Here is a 16,030-nt window from a genome sequence, read left to right on the forward strand (position 1 = left end):
TTGCTAGCCAACTCGACGCCATGGTCCGATCAGATCGGTGAGCGAACTCACCGGCGCGTAATTGGCGCTGCTGCACGGCCGTGCGGAACCATGGAAAAGTCAGACTTATCAACCGCCGGCGAGAAAGGGTTCGGTGTGCGTCCCTGGATCGTCTGGGTCACCGGCCTGTTTGCGTACATCGTCGCCGTACTCGACCGCACCACATTGGGCGTGTCCGGCCTCGATGCCGCCGAACGGTTCCACGCCAGCCCGAGCGTGCTTTCGACGTTCGTCGTGCTGCAGGTCATCGTCTACGCCGCGGCGCAGGTGCCTGCCGGGGTACTGCTGGACCGCTTCGGCTCCAAGACGCTGATCCTGACGGGCGCCGCGCTGATGTCCGGCGGCCAACTCACGCTCGCGTTCACCGAATCGCTGCCCGCCGCGATCGGGGCGCGCGCGGTGGTGGGTCTCGGCGACGCGTTCACGTTCATCTCGGTGCTGCGACTCGTGCCGCACTGGTTCACCCCCCGCCAGGTTCCACTGGTCACGCAGTTGACCGGTATCTGCGGCCAGCTCGGCCAGGTGTTGTCGGCGGTTCCGTTCTTCGCCGTGCTCAACGCACGGGGCTGGACGACGGCCTACATATCGGTGGCCGCGGTCGGCGTCCTGTCGATGGCGCTGACCGCTGCGCTGGTGAAGAACACCCCGCATGGCAACGCGGTGGCGGTCCACACCGTCTCCGTGCGTGAGACGCTGGCCAGCGTCAAGACCGTCTGGCTGCGACCGGGCACGCGGCTCGGGTTCTTCACCCATATGGGCACCCAATTCTCGGTGACCGTGTTCGCCCTGATGTGGGGCGTTCCCTACCTGACCAACGCGCAGGGCCTTTCGGCCGGCGTAGCCGGGTTGATGCTGACGGTCTCGGTAGTGGCCGCTATTTCGGCGGGGGTGCTGATCGGCATCTTCACCGGGCGCCGGCCACACCGCCGCTCTCGTCTGGTCCTGGCGATCATCGCCAGCAACGCGTTGATATGGACCATTGTGTTGGCGTTACCGGGCAGGGCGCCACTGTGGCTGCTCGTGTTGCTGATCGTCGTGATCTCGGTCGGCGGACCCGGTTCGATGGTCGGCTTCGACTTCGCGCGCACCTTTAACCCGACCGCCACGCTGGGCACCGCTTCCGGTCTGGTCAACATGGGCGGGTTCATCGCCTCGTTGCTGGTGATGCAGGCGATGGGTGCGATCCTCGACGCGACGGGCGGATTCTCCTCCGACTCGTTCCGGTTGGCCTGGACCGTGCAGTACGCGATCTGGACGTTCGCGGTCGTCGGCATTCTCATCACCCGGGGCAAGGCGCGTCGGGTGATGAGGGTCGAACAAGAGCGGATGCTGCTGGAGGGGCTGGACACCCACACCAGCCGACACGGCGGCGCAGGCGACTGAGTCGAACGATCCGTCAGCGGCCGCGGGCGGTCTCGCGGCGGTTGGCCTTCTTGATCGCCGAGACCAGCTCGTCCTTGTTCATCGACGACCGACCCGAAATATCAAGGCGCCGCGCGATTTCCATGAGGTGCTTCTTGGAGGAATTGGCGTCAACGCCCTCGGCGGTGTCGCCCTTGGCGTTCGGGCCGCCGCTGCGCGCGCGCTCATCGGACGGACCCTTCTCGGACTTCGCCTCCCAGTGGTCGCCGACCTTTTCGTAGCTGTGCTTGAGCGCGCTGTAGGCGACGCGGTGCGCGCGTTCGCCCTCGCCGTACTCTTCGGCAGCGGCGTCATGGGCCTTGGCGAAGGTCCGCTGGGCCTTGGCGTCCGACTTCTGCAGTGTGCTGGGCAGTTCGCTCTTCCGGGCGCTGCCGCTCTTGGATGTCTTCGGCATGCAAAATGGCGTACCCGGGCCGCGAGGCGCCGAAACGGTCGGTGCCAAGATACGAGGGTGACCGTCGAGGAGCCCGAAACACCGCCGTACGCCGTGGCCGTCGTGCTCGCGGCGGGCTTGGGCACCAGGGTCGGCGCCGACGGCAACAAGGCCTACCTCCCTGTCGCGGGCCGACCGATGGTGGCGTGGTCGCTGGAAACCCTGACGACGGTGCCCGACGTCGACCGCATCGTGCTGGTGCACCGGAAGGGCGAGCTGGCGCTGGCGCGGGACATGATTGCACGCGAATTGCCCACCGCGGATGTGGAACTCGTCGAGGGCGGCGACACCCGGCACGGTTCCGAACTAAACGTCCTACGCCATCTGCAAACCGACATCGAGTCCGGGCGCATCGACGTCGTGCTCATCCACGACGCCGCGCGCCCGATGGCCGGCGCGGAGATGTTCACCCGCGCGCTCGCGCTCGCCCGCGAATCCGGTGGTGCGATACCGGCGTTGCCCCTTCGCGACGTGGTGACCACCGCCCTGCGGCGGCCGGCCGACGGGTCCGCGCTGGTTCGGGTGCAGACACCGCAGGCCTTCCGTGCCGCACAACTGCTTGCCGCGTACCGCAGCTCGGAACGTCACCGCTTCGAGGGCACCGATACGTCGTCATGCGTCGAGGCGTTCACCGACGTTGCGGTGCAGACCTTTCCGGGTGAACCGCACAACATCAAGGTGACGTACGCGGGCGACATCGCGACCGCTGAACGTCTGCTGACGACACTCAGCGGGCGCCGCGGCTCGCGATGATGGCCTCGAGGAGCGGACCGTCGTGCGGGAGGTCTACCGAAACGGCCTCGGCGTCACCGTCCACCGTGGCAACCGGCACCGCCGATCGGATCGCCTCGAGGGCCTCGTCGAACTCCCCGACCGATTCGGCGATCAGCCGGCCGAGGTGGTCGGCGGCGAAACCGCGGGGATATTGCACGGTCTGAAGCGTCGACCGATTCAGTGAGGCGGTGACGACACCGCGCTCGTCGACGACCTTCACGCTGTCGGTGACCGGCAGGACAGGCAGCACGACGGAAGCTCCCTGCCTCAAGTGCTCGATGACCCGAGCCTGCAGCTGCGCCGGGGTCAGAGGCTGGTTGCCGTTGTAGACGAGTACGTGTGATGCAAAAACGGGCTCGGCTACAGCCTTTTCGAGTGCGGCAGCCAGGCACTGCGCCCGTGTGGCGGTCCCGGCGACCGCGACCAGCCCGACGGCCGATCCGTCGCGGGCGAGCAGGGCGCGTACGTCGTCTGCGAACTGTTCGGCGACCGCCACCACGACCCTGGCGGGATCCGCGACCGCTTCCAGACAGTCGCGCACGACGCGCGACAGGGGCGATCGACCCGCCACCGGTTCGAGCGCAGCGCTTTCGGCGGCAGGCGCCGTCACGACCGCCGCGAAGGATTGGCCGGGGAGCGCCGTCACGGCGGCGACGCTACACGGGGTCGAACTTGTTGATCAGCCAGCGGCCGTCGGACTTCGTCAAGCCGACCTTGACCGCGCTTGCCGCAAAGGCCCCGTCCGGGTTCTCCTTGCTGACCGTCGTCTGATTGACGAAGACCAGCACCACGGCGGTGCCGGGCTGCATCTCGGCCACGCCGGCCTCCACCACAGCAGCGCTGGTCTTGACCTGCTTCTCCTGAACCGCCGGGGTCACGATCTGCTCGGTGAACTGCGTGTAGTAGTTCAGGAAGTCCCCCGTCAGGTGCGACTTCGCGTTCGTGAAGTCCTGCTCCATCGAGTCGGGGGCATACGACAACAGCGCCACGGTGCCCGACTTCGCCGCTTCCAGGGCGACCCTTTGGGCGTCGGGGTCGGTCTGCTGGTCGGCCCGGAACTGGAAGAAGTAGAGCCAGGCCGCGACACCTGCCGAGACCACGAGCAGGATCGTCAGCAGAATCGCACCGAGAAGCCTCCGCACGGCACTCAGGGGTTTCGGCCGGATCTTCTCGGCCGCTCCCGAGTCATCGTCCGCTTGCGTCTCCTCGGACGTTTGCGTCTCTTCGGCCACCGTCGACTCCGGTTCGACGGCTGTCGATTCCGGTTCGTCGGAGGCCGTGGTCTTCACGTCGGCCTCGTCGGGTTTGGTTTCGGCGCTCACGGTACGAACTCGACTTTCGACATCTTGATCTGATCACCCTCGCGCACCAGATCCACCTTCAGCCGCCATGAGCGAGGCTCCTGATTGGCACCTGCGCTGTTGGTGACCCTCGAGGTGGCCGACACCAGCGCGGTGGCGTTGGTGTCGGTCATCGACGTCAGCGCGGCAGTGTTGACGGTGACCTCGGTGATCACCTTCGACTCCTTGGCGACCTGGGTGAAGTCCTCGGCCTGGGCCTCGAAGTCATCCCTGAACTGACCCGTCGAGTTGTCGATGATGCGCTGCACGTCTTCCTGGGCCCTGTTGAAGTCCAGCGACATCAGGGTCACGACGCTCTGCCGCGCGGCCGCGGTGAATTCGGCGGTGCGCTGCTGCTCCTCTTGGGCCAGCCGGTGCTGCCACACCATGTACGCGCTCGCGGCCCCGAACGCCAGGATCAGGACGACAGCTACCACCGCGGCGACGATCTTCCACCTGATTCGCGGCATCCGCAGGCGACGGGACCGCTTCGTCGCCTCGGCCTTGTCGGGCTCCGAGTCGTCGGCCGCGTCGGTGTCGGCCGCTTCGTCGGTTTCGGTTGCCTCGCCGGCTTCCGGTTGGGCGGTGTCGTTGGCGACGGTTCCGGTGGTCTTCGCCCCGGGCACCGTCTCCTCGACCGGCTCGGGAACCTCGTCGGCCTCCGAGTCCGGCGCCTTGGTTTCAGCAGCCTGCCTGCGCAACCGGATGGCCTTCGCGCGAGCGCGGGCGGCGGCGGCGAGCGCCTCCGCCTCGGCCGCTTCGGCCTCCGCCTCCTCGGCGAGGCGAAGTGCCTCCTCCGAGTCCGCCGACCGCTGCTCAGGGTCATCCTGCGGCGGCTTGTCGACGCTGTCCGCGTCGATCACCGACTCGCGGCGCCTGAATGACGGCACAGCGCCCTCCTTATCTGCTTCACCACTAGTGAGAATGTCATTATCGATTTTTGAGTATCGCCGCGACGATACCTGCGCGGGCACCGCCCGGCAAACACCGTTTTCCTGCGGAAATGCTATTTACGCGCTGCGCATATGCTCAGCGGCGATTGTCCAGAAGGCGGTCCTTCATCACCTTGCCGGTGGCGTTCAACGGCAGGCTGTCGAGGAACTCTACAGAGCGTGGCACCTTGAAACCCGCCATTCGTTCCCGGCTCCACGAAATGAGATCCTCCCCCGTGACGCGGTCGTGACCCGCGCTGAGCACGACGAACGCCTTGCCCACCTGGCCCAACCTGTCGTCCGGAACCCCGATGACGGCTGCCTGAGCCACCGCGGGGTGTTCGAGCAGAAAGCCTTCGATCTCGGCGGGATAGGCGTTGAATCCGCCGACGATGAACATGTCCTTCTTGCGCCCGACGATCCGCAGTCGGCCCGACTCGGTGAACTCGCCGAGATCGCCGGTGTGCAGGAACCCTTCGGAGTCGATCGCGTCGGCGGTCGCAGCGGGGTCGTCGAGATAGCCCTGCATCACGTTGTAGCCGCGCACCAACACCTCGCCGTCGGCGGCGATGCGAACCTCGACGTCCTCACACGGCAGACCCGCGGTCGTCGCGACATCCTCGGGGGTGTCCCCCGGCCGCGACAACGTCACGTTGCCGGCTTCGGTGAGGCCGTAGCCGGTCATCAGGCTTTCGAACGGCAGCTCGTCGCGGATGCGGCGGATCAACTCCACCGGGATGTCGGCCGCGCCGGTCACGCCCGCCCGCAGGGAGGCGAGCCGGTCCTTGTCGGCCACGGTCAACAGCGAGTGGTACAGCGTGGGCGGGCCGGGCAACATCGTGATGCGCTCGCGCCCGATGAGATCGACCACCGTATCGACGTCGAACGCCGCCACCGGAAGCATCGTGGCGCCCCGTAGGAACGAGGCGATGAGTCCGGCCTTGAGCCCGAACGTGTGGAAGTACGGGTTGATCATCAGATAGCGATCACCCTCGCGGAGGTCGGCGAGCGTCGCCCACTCCTCGTATGCACGCAGCGTCTGGAGGTGATTCATCATCGCGCCCTTGGGCCGACCCGTGGTGCCCGAGGTGAAGATGACGTCGGCGATGTCGGTACCCCTCAGGTCGCCGACGCGATCGTCGAACGGAGCGCCGTCGGACAGGAACCCCGAACCGAGGTCGATCACCGGCACGTCAGTGCTCACCGAGTAGTCCAGGCCGAGGAAGTCCTTCTGTACCAGCACGGCCTTCGCACCGCTGCGGCCGATGACGTCGGCGGCCTCCTCCGGTTTGAACCGGGTGTTGACCGGAACGAGCACACCACCGGCGACCAGCAGACCGAACGCGGCGACTATCCAGTCGGCGGAGTTCGGTGCCCAGATCGCCAGCCGATCGCCTTTGGCAATCCCGAAGTCGGCGAACGCGCCTGCCGCGCAACGTATCCGCCCGATCAGCTCGCTGAAGGACAAGCGCAACGGACCGTCGACGACCGCTTCCGCGTCGCCGAAACGGTCCGCTGCGCTTAAGACCATCTCGGGGATGGTCTCCCAGGTGACGGCGCTACTCCTCATCGGGCGCGGGACACCCTTGATCGTCGTAGCGCGGCGTTTCGGTACGTCACACGGTGACGAGGCGACCCAGGTTGCCGCCCATGATCTTCGCCTGATCCTCGACCGAAAGGTGTTCGAGCGCGGTGACGTAGTGCGTCGGTTCGGCCAGGCCCTCAGGGTGCGGCCAGTCCGAGCCGTAGAGCACCTGATCCACGCCGATCAGGTTGATCAGGTCGTCGATGCCCTCCTCGTAGAACGGGCTGACGAAGATGCGGTTCTTGATCTCCTCGATCGGGTTGCCCAGGAAGGCTTCTGGCGCCTTCTTGTACACCTCGGCCATCGAGTCCAGCAGCGGGAACATCCACTTCGAACCGGCCTCGACGATGCCGACCTTGAGCTTCGGGTGCCGGAACAGCGCACCGTGGATGACCCACGACGCCACCGCGTCCTGGATCGGGCGCCACTCGTTGAGGATCGACATCGCATTGGTCTGGAACGGCAGCATCTCCTGCGCGACACCGTCCCACTCCGAGGTGTAGCGCGAGTAGCCGCTGTCCGAGGAGTGCATGCCGACGAAGATGTCGTGATGGACGACGCGCTCCCAAAACGGGTCGAACTCGGGCAGCGCGAACGACCGCGGGCCGCGGAAACCGGGGACCGGCGCCGGACGGATCAGAATGGCGCGAGCGCCACGCTCGACCGCCCACTCCAGTTCCTCGATCGCCTTCTCGACGATGGGCAGAGTGATCACCGGCGTGACGAAGATGCGGTTCTGGTAGTTGAAGCCCCACACCTCGTCCAGCCACTGGTTCAGCGAATGGATGATCACGTGGATGGCGACCGGATCGTCGCGCAGCCGCTCCTCGATCAGGCTGGCCAGCGTCGGGAACATCAACGAGCGGTCCACGCCCAGTTCGTTCATCAACTCCAGCCGCGGAGCCGGTTCGAAGAACGCCGGGATCGAGCGCATCGGCTCACCGAACAGTTCGCGCTTGCTCTTGCCGTCCGGGTTGCCGAACTTGAAGTACTCCTCCCACGCGCCGGGCTTGGCGACGTGCGAGAAGGTCGGGTTCGGGATGTAGTTGCTGATCTGGCCCTTGATCGCGATCTTCGTGCGGCCGTTGACCTCGACGTACTGAACGATGTCCTTGTACTCCTTGGGGAGGTACTTGGTCATCGCCTCGGGGGGCTCGTAGAGATGGTTGTCCGCATCGAACAGCGGAAACGGGATGTCGACCCGGTGTGAAAGTTGTCCCATGGAACACTCCTTTTCTTCTCGGGAGAATCCTATTCTCATTGGTGTCCGGTTCGCAATGTGCTGACGGTCGTACCGACTGAGTTACCCCCGCGCTTTGGCTCGCACCTGCTCCCGCAGGACGAACTTCTGAACCTTTCCGCTAGCCGTGCGCGGATAGTCCTCGCCCTCGGGCACCTCGTGCAGTTCCTCGGGCCACTTCTGGACCGCGACACCCGCGTGCTTGAAGTGGTCGCGTACCTCTTCGAGCGACGGCATGCTGCTGCCCGGCCGGATGCGCAGCACCGCTGCCGTCCGCTCACCGAGCCGGTCGTCGGGCGCGGCGACCACGACGGCTTCGGCCACACCGGGCATACCGAGCAGCACCTCCTCGACTTCGAGCGCGGAAATGTTCTCTCCCCCACGGATGATCACGTCAGCCTTGCGGTCGGTGATGGTGAGGTAGCCGTCCTCGTCGAGCACTCCGACGTCGCCGGTGTGGTACCAACCGTCGTCGTCGAACGCCCGCTCGGTCATCTCGTCGTCGGTGTAGCCCAGGCACAAATCCGGGCCGCGCGAGAGGATTTCACCGTCCTCGGTGAGCTTGATCTCCACGCCGGGGCGCGGGTCGCCGTCGGTGTAGAGCCGTTTGTCCTCCGGCGCGCTGGGCCGCGAGCCCGTGATGGACGGATGCTCGGTGCTGCCGTAGGAACGGAACACGAAGAACCCCATGTCGGCGAGCCGGCGCGTCACCGCCGCGAGAACGGTCGACCCGCCGAGGCCGACGGTGGTGAACCGGGAGCGGTGCGCGTCGGTGCAGTCCGGGTGGTCGAGCAGGCTGGTGACGAAGTACGGCGGCCCGCCGCCGACCGACATCCCCTCGGTCTCCATGAGTTTGAGCACCTTGCCGGGATCCCACACGTCGCACAGATCGATCGGGGCGCCCTCGAGCACCGGGATCAGAAACGCACCGACCATGCCGATGAAGTGACCGATCGGCGTCGCGGTCAACTGGCGGCCGCGGTCCTTGGGATAGTTCTCGAGCAGCTGACGGGTTTCGAAGCCCAGCGTCTGATGGCTGTGGACAACGCCTTTCGGGTTGCTGGTCGTCCCCGAGGTGAATGCGATCAGCGCAGGGCCCGCCGGATCGGTGGCCAGTGTGCCCGTCATCGGGTCGTCGTCGAGGAGCTCGTCCAAACTGCAGACACGCTCCTCGCGCAAGGGCTCGTCGTCGCCCACCAGCGCCACGATCGGGACGTCGGCGGCCAGGTCGGGCGCAAATGTCATCCGGCCGAATTCGCGTGCGGTGATGAAGACCTTCGGCCGCGCGGTGGACAGGATGTGGGCGAGTTCCTTGCGACCGTAGAAGTGCACGATCGGCACCACGACCGCACCCAGGAAGGTGGACGCCCAGAACGCGACCGCGGCCTCCATCCAGTTGGGCAACTGCAGCGCGACCACGTCTCCGGGCCCGACCCCGCGCTTGTGCAGGCCGGCCGCGAGGCGACGGGCCCGCAGTTCCACGTCGGCGAATGTGCCTGTGTACGGGCGCACATCGGAGTGCACGCAGAAGCCGGTGTCCGGGTGGGCGGCCAGGTGGCGGGCCAACAGCTCACCGAGCGTGTCCGGAGTCCACCAGCCTTCCTCTTCGTAGCGTTTGGTCAGCTCGACCGGAATTTTGCGCATGGACTCCCCACACTCAGGCGGCTGCTCCGACTCGACGCGATGCTATTCTCTCAAACCGAGAATGCCAATATCGCAAATGGAGAACGATCGATGGTAGACCTCGAGTTGGAGGACGGCTTGGCGGTCGTCACCATCGACCGGCCGCAGGCGCGCAACGCGATCGCGCCGGAGACCATGGAGCAGCTCGACGCCGCGCTCGACGGAGCCGAAGGCGCGACCGCGCTCGTGGTCAAGGGCGCAGGCGACCGGGCGTTCGTGTCCGGCGGTGACCTCAAACAGCTGGCCGCGCTGCGCACCGAGGCCGACGCGGCGGCCATGGCCAGGCGGATGCGCGGGGTGTGTGATCGCATCGCGTCCTTCCCCGGCGTCACCATCGCCGTGCTCAACGGCCATGCGCTCGGCGGCGGTGCCGAGTTCGCGGTCTCGACCGACATCCGGCTGGCCGCCTCCGACATCAGGATCGGCTTCAACCAGGTGGCGCTGGAGATCATGCCCGCCTGGGGCGGCGCCGAGCGGTTGGTCGACATCGTCGGTTACAGCAAGGCGCTGCTGCTGGCAGGCACCGGCACCATCCTCTCGGCCGAGGAGGCCGAACGCGTCGGCCTGGTCGATCAGGTGCTGGCGCGGGACTCGTTCGACGACGACTGGCGCGCGATCGCTCGCAAGCTGGCCCACCGGCCGGCCGGCGAGATCAAGCGCGTGATGAAGGGCGCCTCGACCGACGAGGCCGTCGACGCGTTCGCGCGGTTGTGGGTCTCCGACGAGCACTGGGCCGCCGCCGACAAGGCGATGAACCGCGCCAAGTAACTTCTGCGCGCCCACCTCCGCGAAATTGCGTTCCAGCAGGCCCGTACTCGATCTTTCGCTGCTGGAATGCCATTTCGCGCCCGAGGAGAGCTACCCGCCCAGTACCCGAATCGGGTCGCTGCCGTCCCAGTTCGCGGCGGCGTCGCGGACGAACGCCGCCATACCGCTGGTGATCTCGGTGAGTTCCATGATCTCGATGATCTGTGCGATGTGGCCGGGGCCGCCCGGCGGTTCGACGTAGGCGAAGCGGGTGCCGACATCCTCGCCGCCCGACCACACGACCGGCCATCCGGCCGCCTCGAGGGCCTCCATGGTGGCATCGAAATCGCTTGCCCAGTAAGCGAACTGGTGGAAGCCCTCGCCGTGAGCGTCGAGGAACTCGCTGAAAACGCTGGGGCCCTCACTGTGCTGTTGGATCAGCTCCATCTGCATATCGCCGCTGTTGGCCAGCGCCAGCGACTGGGTGATCTCGCACGGCTCGCCGCGGTAGCGGGCGCTCAGCGTCAGATTCCGCATGACGAACCAGGGCCCGACCCCGAGCTCGAGCCAGCTCGCGATCGCCCGGTCGATATCGGTGACGACATAGCCGACCTGGCGGATATGGCCAGGCAGGATCGTCATGACGCCCCGGGATGGACGACGATGCGCGGCGGGCCCGCACCCCTGCGCACCTGATCGATGGCGTCGGGCACCTCGTCGAGGCCGATCGTCGCCCCGATGCTCGGCGACGGATCGAGGCGCCCGTCGACGACCGCGTCGAGCGTGCCGTACCAGTCCTGCGGGTGAGGTCCACCGCCGAACTGGATCGTCATGCCCTTGTGCGTGGCAGCGGTGCAGTCGATGGTGCCCGCGTCGTACCAGCCGCCCGCGGCATGTACACGCGCCAGGAACTCGCATGAGTCGACGATGGTCTGCATCAAGCCCTTGGCGCCCACGCACTCGAAGATCACCTGCGTGCTCTGGAATCCGTTGGCGCGAAACGTTTCCCGCCATACCTCGTAGGGGTCGCGCTGCGCCGGGTTGACGAGTACGTCGGCGCCGAACTCGGCGGCGTAGCGCAGACGATCGTCGCTGTAGTCCGACACCACGATCGGGGCGACGCCGCGCGCCTTCAGCGCGGCGACGGTCGACAGGCCGATGGCGCCCGCGCCGATGACCAGCTGAAGGTCGTCCGACCCCACACCCGAGCACCGCACGTAGTACTCCCCCACGGCGAACGCGTCCACGAGCGCGACAGCATCGTTCGGCGCCGCATCGGGCACGCGCCGCGACATCATCTCCGACACCACCATCAGTTCGCCGAACGCACCGTGGGCGTCGGGATGATGGCCGATCACAAGTGGCTCCTGACCCGCGCGGATCAGGATCGGCATGCTCGTGACCCGCGCGCCCACCGGAAAGTCACCCGAGCAGTCCGGCCCGTGGCCGACCACTTCGCCGACGAACTCGTGGCCCATCACGGTGTCGCGGTCCGGATCCCATCCGAACCGGGGCGAGGAGTTCGGATGGTCCATGTAGTGCACGTCCGAAGCGCAGATCGCCGCCGCCAGCGGTCTGATCAGCAGCTCACCGGGGCCGGGGTGCGGATCGGCCGTTTCGCGGACGTCGAGCTTTCCGTCGCGCAGCACCACCGCGCGCATCTCAGCCCTTCCTCTTGCTAGCGAAATCGGTTGAGGCGGCGCTGATCATCTCGACCAGCGTGCGCCGGTCGACGGTCCACACCTGCGATGCCATGGCGCGGTTGTTCTCACCGACGACGTAGGTGGGGCCGTTGCCGATGTTCGCGATGATCTCGGCGGCGACGTCCTCCGAGCGCATCTGCGTCTCCGGGTCGTATTCGACACCCATCCGGGCCAGCGCCGGGGTGTAGGTCATGCCGAGCGGCGTGCAGCAGACGTCCACGCCGTGGGGACGAAGCTCCGCCCACAGTCCCTCGGCGAACGTGTGTTGGAACGCCTTCACCGCGGAGTACACCGCGAGCGTCGCCGACCCGGCCAGACAGGCCAGCGACGCGACGATCACGACGCCGCCGCGTCCGCGCTCGACCATCGCGGGTCCGAAGTGACGGGCCAGCGCCATCGGCCCGATGCAGTCGAGCGCGACCTGCTTGAGCGAGTAGTCGAGGTCGTTCTCCAGAAACGTCGTCGTGCGATCGGAGGCGCCGGCGTTGTAGACGACCAGCCCCACCTCGAGACCCTCCGTGGCGGTAGCCACCTTGGCGACGATGTCGGGGGCGGTCAAGTCCTGCACAAGTACGTGCACCTGCACGCCGTGCCGATCCCGCGCCGCGGCGGCGACCTGGTCGAGCAGAGCGCCGTTGCGCGCGATCACGACGAGATTGAGCCCGCGCGAGGCCAATTGGTCCGCCATCTCGGCGCCGATGCCCTCCGACGCCCCCGCGATAACGGCCCACTGGCCGTACCGCGTGGCGAACCCGGTGCTCACTGCGCCACGCCGGCCGCGCTCATCACCCGCGCGATGTTGGTGGTGCGCTTGACGATCCGCCATCCGTCCGCAGTTCGGGCGAGCTCGTCGTCGTAGTGGCCGAGCGCGTCGATCCAGCTTCCGTCGTCGTCCGGCACGGCCTTCAGCACGGCATGCACGTAGGACCGCGCCGTCGCCCGGTCGGCGCTCACGTCGACGACGATGTTGGAGATGCGGTGATACGTCTGCCCCATGCCGCCGTGGATCTGCTCCATCAGCGTGGTGAAGGCGTCGGCGTCGGTGAACGTGCCCAGGTCGCCGTAATCGATGTCGACCTCGTCGGCCCAGCACGTGCGGAACAGCCTCCAGTCTTTGAAGTCGATTCCGGTCGCGTAACGAATCAAGACCTCGGCGATCTGCGCTTTGTCGGCGTCCACATCCGGGAGGCTAGCAGCGAGTCGACCGCTTGACGACCCTGGTTCTCTCTAGACGAGAACGTCATTTCCGGTTATCGTCGGCGCGTGCCGACACAGCAAGTGGCGCTCGCGCCCGAAATCTCGACCTGGCCCGATGACAATCCGCAGCTGATTGGCAGCCGCTGCGGCGCATGCGGCGCCACCGCCTTCCCGGTTCAGCAGCGCTGCCCGAAGTGCAGCGCCGGCGACATGTCCGAGCTCAAGCTGCCCCGGCGAGGCACGCTGGTCGCCTGGACGACGCAGGAATTCCCGCCCGGCGCGCCGTACAAGGGCCCCACGGGCAACGACTTCGTGCCGTTCGGCGTCGGGTTGGTCCAACTCGAGGACGTCATCCGCGTTGAGGGCCGCCTCACCGAGAACGACCCCGCCAAGCTCGAGTTCGGCATGGAGGTCGAGCTGACGATGGTGCCGTTCACCACCGACGACGACGGCAACGAGGTCGTCACCTTCGCCTTCAAGCCCGTCTAGACACAGGAGCACCGAGATGACAAACGACGTGGCGATCATCGGCGTGGGTTTGCACCCGTTCGGCCGATTCCCGAAGACCGCGATGGAGATGGGCGCCGAGGCGATCCAGTCCGCACTCACCGACGCCGGCGTGGACTGGAAGGACATCCAGTTCGGCTTCGGCGGCAGCTACGAGGTGTCCAACCCCGACGCGGTGACCCGGCTCGTCGGGTTGACGGGCATCACGTTCACCAACGTCTTCAACGCGTGTGCCACCGCCGCCAGTGCGATCCAGCAGACCGCGGACACCATCCGGCTCGGCAAGTACGACATCGGGATCGCGATCGGACTGGACAAGCACCCGCGCGGTGCGTTCACCGACGACCCGGCGAAACTGGCACTGCCGCAGTGGTATGCCGAGAACGGCCAGTTCGTCACCACCAAGTTCTTCGGGATGAAGGCCAACCATTACATCCACAAGCACGGCATCTCCCAGGCCACTCTGGCGAAGGTGGCGGCCAAGAACTTCCGCAACGGTGCCCTGAACCCGAACGCGTTCCGGCGCAAGCCGATCCCCGTGGAGGAGATTCTCAACTCGACGGTGCTGAACTATCCGCTGACGCAATACATGTTCTGCGCGCCCGACGAGGGCGCCGCGGCGGTGATCATGTGCCGCGGCGACATCGCGCATCGCTTCACCAAGAAGCCGGTCTACGTGCGCGCCACCGAGATTCGCACCCGCCGCTTCGGCGCCTACGAGGTGCACGCGACGTCGGCGCCGCTCGACGAGGATTCCTCGCCGACCGTGTATGCCGCCAGGGCGGCGTATGAGGCGGCGGGATTGGGGCCGGAGGACGTCGACGTCGCGCAGCTTCAGGACACCGACGCCGGAGCCGAGGTCATCCACATGGCGGAGACAGGCCTGTGCGCCGACGGTGAGCAGGAGAAGCTACTGGCCGACGGCGCCACCGAGATCCACGGGTCGATACCGATCAACACCGACGGCGGTCTCATCGCCAACGGCGAACCGATCGGGGCCTCCGGGCTGCGACAGGTGCACGAACTGGTCCGGCAGTTGCGCGGCGAGGCCGGCGACCGTCAGGTGCCCGGCGAGCCCAAAGTCGGCCTGGCTCAGGTGTACGGCGCTCCCGGCACCGCTTCGGCGACAATCCTGTCGGTCTGATGCGGTTCGCGATTCGCGACCTGGCCCGCGAACATCGTTTTAAGATCCGGAAATGATCTTCGCGCGCAGCGCCCGTCGCCCGGCCCGAACCTCTTTGCCGGCTTTCCTCGCGGCAATCGTGGTGACTGCCGGTGGTGTGCTGTCGGTCAGTGCGCCCGCGGTGGCGCAGGATCCCCCACCGCCGGTACTGCACAACGTCAAGTACTCGGTGTTCTCCGAGCAACCGTTCTACGTCGACATCTACTACCGCGACGTCGATCCGCCGAACTGGGCCGCCTACAGCCACAACCCGTACCAGTTCAGCCCCAAGGTCGAGGCGCAGATCGGCCCGGACCAGCAGTGGAACCTGGACGTACAGCTGGCCAACCCCGATGACTGGGCGATGGTCACGGCGACCAGCGGACCCGGCGAGGCGAAACCCAATATCCACTGCGTCCTCGCCGTCGACGGAGTAGTAGTGAAGACGCATCAAGGCCCGAAGGGCGCGCTCTGCTCCATTCGGAGCTGGTGAGCGCCCGCTGGAGCTGGTGAGCGCGCCGCGCCTCGTTCTACCCCGTCGTGAGCGGTTCGCCTTCCAGCCGGCGAATCCAGTTCTCGCAGAACGCGAATGTCTCCGCATGCCCGGTGGTCATGCCGAGCGCCCGCTCCACCACCAGGGCCTGGGACACGCTCGTTGCGAATACCGTCCACACCACCGGCGGAACTTCTTGCGCCTGCGCGCCGTAGCCCTCGAGTACGGCCGCGATGGCTCTGTTCTGCTCCTCACGGAAGCGTTCGGCGTAGTAGATGATCTCGGCCCGTAGCGCCTTGCGGTGATTGGCCAGGCCCATGAACTCCATCGTGAGGCGGGTGGCCTCCGGCTGCGTGCTGAACCGCCACAGCGCCCACAGTGGCTGGGGCGAGGCGAGGGCTTCGGTGAGCGCCTTCAGACCCGCCTCGGCCATGCGCCGGAAGACGGCCAGGAACAGGTCTTCCATGGTCCGGAAGTAGTAATGCACCAGCTGGGGTTTCAGACCCGCCTTATCGGCGACGCGTCGCGATGTGACCGCCGCGTAGCCCTCCTCGAGCAGCAGTTCCTCGGCAGCATCCAGCAGTACGCCACGGTTTTTCGCGTCCGGCGCCCCAATCCGTCGCGTCGGCCCAGAACCGCCAGTCATCCGATCACTTCTCTTCCCGCCCTTCCGACACGCCGATCGTAGTGGCGCCCCGACGTCCGATCTTGACCACGACCTTAACCCCATGCTAAGCAAGTGCTCAGCATATTCAGCCAGATTCAAGAGCGGC

18 protein-coding genes are annotated in these 16,030 nt (G+C 66.8%); 6 read left to right on the forward strand and 12 right to left on the reverse strand.

What is annotated here, in order from left to right; genetic code table 11:
• The first annotated feature begins 135 nt into the window (after positions 1-135).
• Positions 136-1,422, forward strand: coding sequence for an MFS transporter (locus tag AU192_RS13765; protein ID WP_064397423.1), 1,287 nt, complete (start codon positions 136-138; stop codon positions 1,420-1,422).
• Positions 1,423-1,435: 13 nt separating this feature from the next.
• On the opposite strand, the gene AU192_RS13770 is transcribed toward AU192_RS13765, so the two are convergent.
• A complete protein-coding gene (locus tag AU192_RS13770) occupies positions 1,436-1,855 on the reverse strand; it encodes a ChaB family protein (protein WP_064396975.1) in 420 nt (139 codons plus the stop codon).
• Between the two features lie 57 nt (positions 1,856-1,912).
• Between AU192_RS13770 and AU192_RS13775 the strand changes: the two genes are divergently transcribed.
• Entirely contained in the window at positions 1,913-2,647 is a 735-nt protein-coding gene (locus AU192_RS13775) for an IspD/TarI family cytidylyltransferase (RefSeq protein ID WP_242656948.1), read from the forward strand.
• On the opposite strand, the gene AU192_RS13780 is transcribed toward AU192_RS13775, so the two are convergent.
• The 6 genes from AU192_RS13780 to AU192_RS13805 all read right to left on the reverse strand — a co-directional run bounded on the left by AU192_RS13780 (position 2,622) and on the right by AU192_RS13805 (position 9,409).
• Positions 2,622-3,314, reverse strand: coding sequence for an IspD/TarI family cytidylyltransferase (locus AU192_RS13780; protein WP_064396977.1), 693 nt, complete (start codon positions 3,312-3,314; stop codon positions 2,622-2,624). The two genes, AU192_RS13775 and AU192_RS13780, sit on opposite strands and share 26 nt — an antisense overlap.
• A 10-nt stretch (positions 3,315-3,324) precedes the next feature.
• Positions 3,325-3,990, reverse strand: coding sequence for a hypothetical protein (locus tag AU192_RS13785; RefSeq protein WP_120275628.1), 666 nt, complete (start codon positions 3,988-3,990; stop codon positions 3,325-3,327).
• Positions 3,987-4,898 carry a hypothetical protein gene (locus AU192_RS13790; RefSeq protein WP_064396978.1) on the reverse strand — a complete coding sequence of 304 codons (912 nt, stop codon included), beginning with the start codon at positions 4,896-4,898 and terminating at the stop codon, positions 3,987-3,989. Before AU192_RS13790 ends, AU192_RS13785 begins: the two co-directional genes overlap by 4 nt.
• 139 nt (positions 4,899-5,037) lie before the next feature.
• Positions 5,038-6,510: a FadD3 family acyl-CoA ligase gene (locus AU192_RS13795; RefSeq protein ID WP_082695015.1), complete on the reverse strand. Its 1,473-nt coding sequence runs from the start codon at positions 6,508-6,510 to the stop codon at positions 5,038-5,040.
• Positions 6,511-6,556: 46 nt separating this feature from the next.
• On the reverse strand, positions 6,557-7,747 hold the full coding sequence (locus AU192_RS13800; protein WP_064396980.1) for an amidohydrolase family protein: 1,191 nt from the start codon (positions 7,745-7,747) through the stop codon (positions 6,557-6,559).
• A gap of 81 nt (positions 7,748-7,828) precedes the next feature.
• Entirely contained in the window at positions 7,829-9,409 is a 1,581-nt protein-coding gene (locus AU192_RS13805) for an AMP-binding protein (RefSeq protein ID WP_064396981.1), read from the reverse strand.
• 90 nt (positions 9,410-9,499) lie between these two features.
• Between AU192_RS13805 and AU192_RS13810 the strand changes: the two genes are divergently transcribed.
• Complete coding sequence (locus AU192_RS13810; RefSeq protein ID WP_064396984.1) at positions 9,500-10,216, forward strand: enoyl-CoA hydratase/isomerase family protein; 717 nt, start codon at positions 9,500-9,502, stop codon at positions 10,214-10,216.
• A gap of 90 nt (positions 10,217-10,306) precedes the next feature.
• Here AU192_RS13810 and AU192_RS13815 read toward each other — a convergent pair whose 3' ends face one another.
• From AU192_RS13815 to AU192_RS13830, 4 genes are read right to left on the reverse strand one after another with little or no spacing between them, the layout of a single operon-like run.
• Positions 10,307-10,837 carry a VOC family protein gene (locus AU192_RS13815; RefSeq protein ID WP_064396985.1) on the reverse strand — a complete coding sequence of 177 codons (531 nt, stop codon included), beginning with the start codon at positions 10,835-10,837 and terminating at the stop codon, positions 10,307-10,309.
• Positions 10,834-11,856: a zinc-binding dehydrogenase gene (locus AU192_RS13820; RefSeq protein ID WP_207544941.1), complete on the reverse strand. Its 1,023-nt coding sequence runs from the start codon at positions 11,854-11,856 to the stop codon at positions 10,834-10,836. The genes AU192_RS13815 and AU192_RS13820 overlap by 4 nt, the downstream gene beginning before the upstream one ends.
• Before the next feature lies 1 nt (position 11,857).
• Positions 11,858-12,661, reverse strand: a complete 804-nt coding sequence (locus AU192_RS13825) for an SDR family NAD(P)-dependent oxidoreductase (RefSeq protein ID WP_064396987.1) — start codon at positions 12,659-12,661, stop codon at positions 11,858-11,860.
• Complete coding sequence (locus tag AU192_RS13830; RefSeq protein ID WP_064396989.1) at positions 12,658-13,077, reverse strand: nuclear transport factor 2 family protein; 420 nt, start codon at positions 13,075-13,077, stop codon at positions 12,658-12,660. The genes AU192_RS13825 and AU192_RS13830 overlap by 4 nt, the downstream gene beginning before the upstream one ends.
• Before the next feature lie 84 nt (positions 13,078-13,161).
• Between AU192_RS13830 and AU192_RS13835 the strand changes: the two genes are divergently transcribed.
• The 3 genes from AU192_RS13835 to AU192_RS13845 are packed head-to-tail and all read left to right on the forward strand — an operon-like array spanning position 13,162 to position 15,257.
• The gene (locus AU192_RS13835; RefSeq protein ID WP_064396991.1) at positions 13,162-13,584 is read left to right on the forward strand and encodes a Zn-ribbon domain-containing OB-fold protein; all 423 of its coding nucleotides are present in this window, start codon (positions 13,162-13,164) and stop codon (positions 13,582-13,584) included.
• Positions 13,585-13,600: 16 nt separating this feature from the next.
• On the forward strand, positions 13,601-14,746 hold the full coding sequence (locus tag AU192_RS13840; protein ID WP_064396994.1) for a thiolase family protein: 1,146 nt from the start codon (positions 13,601-13,603) through the stop codon (positions 14,744-14,746).
• A gap of 52 nt (positions 14,747-14,798) precedes the next feature.
• Positions 14,799-15,257 (forward strand): chalcone isomerase family protein, encoded by a 459-nt coding sequence (locus tag AU192_RS13845; RefSeq protein ID WP_064396996.1) that lies wholly within the window; start codon positions 14,799-14,801, stop codon positions 15,255-15,257.
• 37 nt (positions 15,258-15,294) lie between these two features.
• Here AU192_RS13845 and AU192_RS13850 read toward each other — a convergent pair whose 3' ends face one another.
• On the reverse strand, positions 15,295-15,903 hold the full coding sequence (locus AU192_RS13850; RefSeq protein WP_064396999.1) for a TetR family transcriptional regulator: 609 nt from the start codon (positions 15,901-15,903) through the stop codon (positions 15,295-15,297).
• Positions 15,904-16,030: the final 127 nt, after the last annotated feature.

Source organism: Mycobacterium lehmannii (genome assembly GCF_001499925.1).
GTDB lineage: Bacteria > Actinomycetota > Actinomycetes > Mycobacteriales > Mycobacteriaceae > Mycobacterium > Mycobacterium lehmannii.

Coding starts and splice junctions, on each gene's coding strand:
- AU192_RS13770 (WP_064396975.1), bottom strand. CDS start 1,855: ATGCCGAAGACATCCAAGAGCGGCAGCGCCCGGAAGAGCGAACTGCCC.
- AU192_RS13795 (WP_082695015.1), bottom strand. CDS start 6,510: ATGAGGAGTAGCGCCGTCACCTGGGAGACCATCCCCGAGATGGTCTTA.
- AU192_RS13800 (WP_064396980.1), bottom strand. CDS start 7,747: ATGGGACAACTTTCACACCGGGTCGACATCCCGTTTCCGCTGTTCGAT.
- AU192_RS13805 (WP_064396981.1), bottom strand. CDS start 9,409: ATGCGCAAAATTCCGGTCGAGCTGACCAAACGCTACGAAGAGGAAGGC.
- AU192_RS13810 (WP_064396984.1), top strand. CDS start 9,500: ATGGTAGACCTCGAGTTGGAGGACGGCTTGGCGGTCGTCACCATCGAC.
- AU192_RS13815 (WP_064396985.1), bottom strand. CDS start 10,837: ATGACGATCCTGCCTGGCCATATCCGCCAGGTCGGCTATGTCGTCACC.
- AU192_RS13820 (WP_207544941.1), bottom strand. CDS start 11,856: ATGCGCGCGGTGGTGCTGCGCGACGGAAAGCTCGACGTCCGCGAAACG.
- AU192_RS13840 (WP_064396994.1), top strand. CDS start 13,601: ATGACAAACGACGTGGCGATCATCGGCGTGGGTTTGCACCCGTTCGGC.
- AU192_RS13845 (WP_064396996.1), top strand. CDS start 14,799: ATGATCTTCGCGCGCAGCGCCCGTCGCCCGGCCCGAACCTCTTTGCCG.
- AU192_RS13850 (WP_064396999.1), bottom strand. CDS start 15,903: ATGACTGGCGGTTCTGGGCCGACGCGACGGATTGGGGCGCCGGACGCG.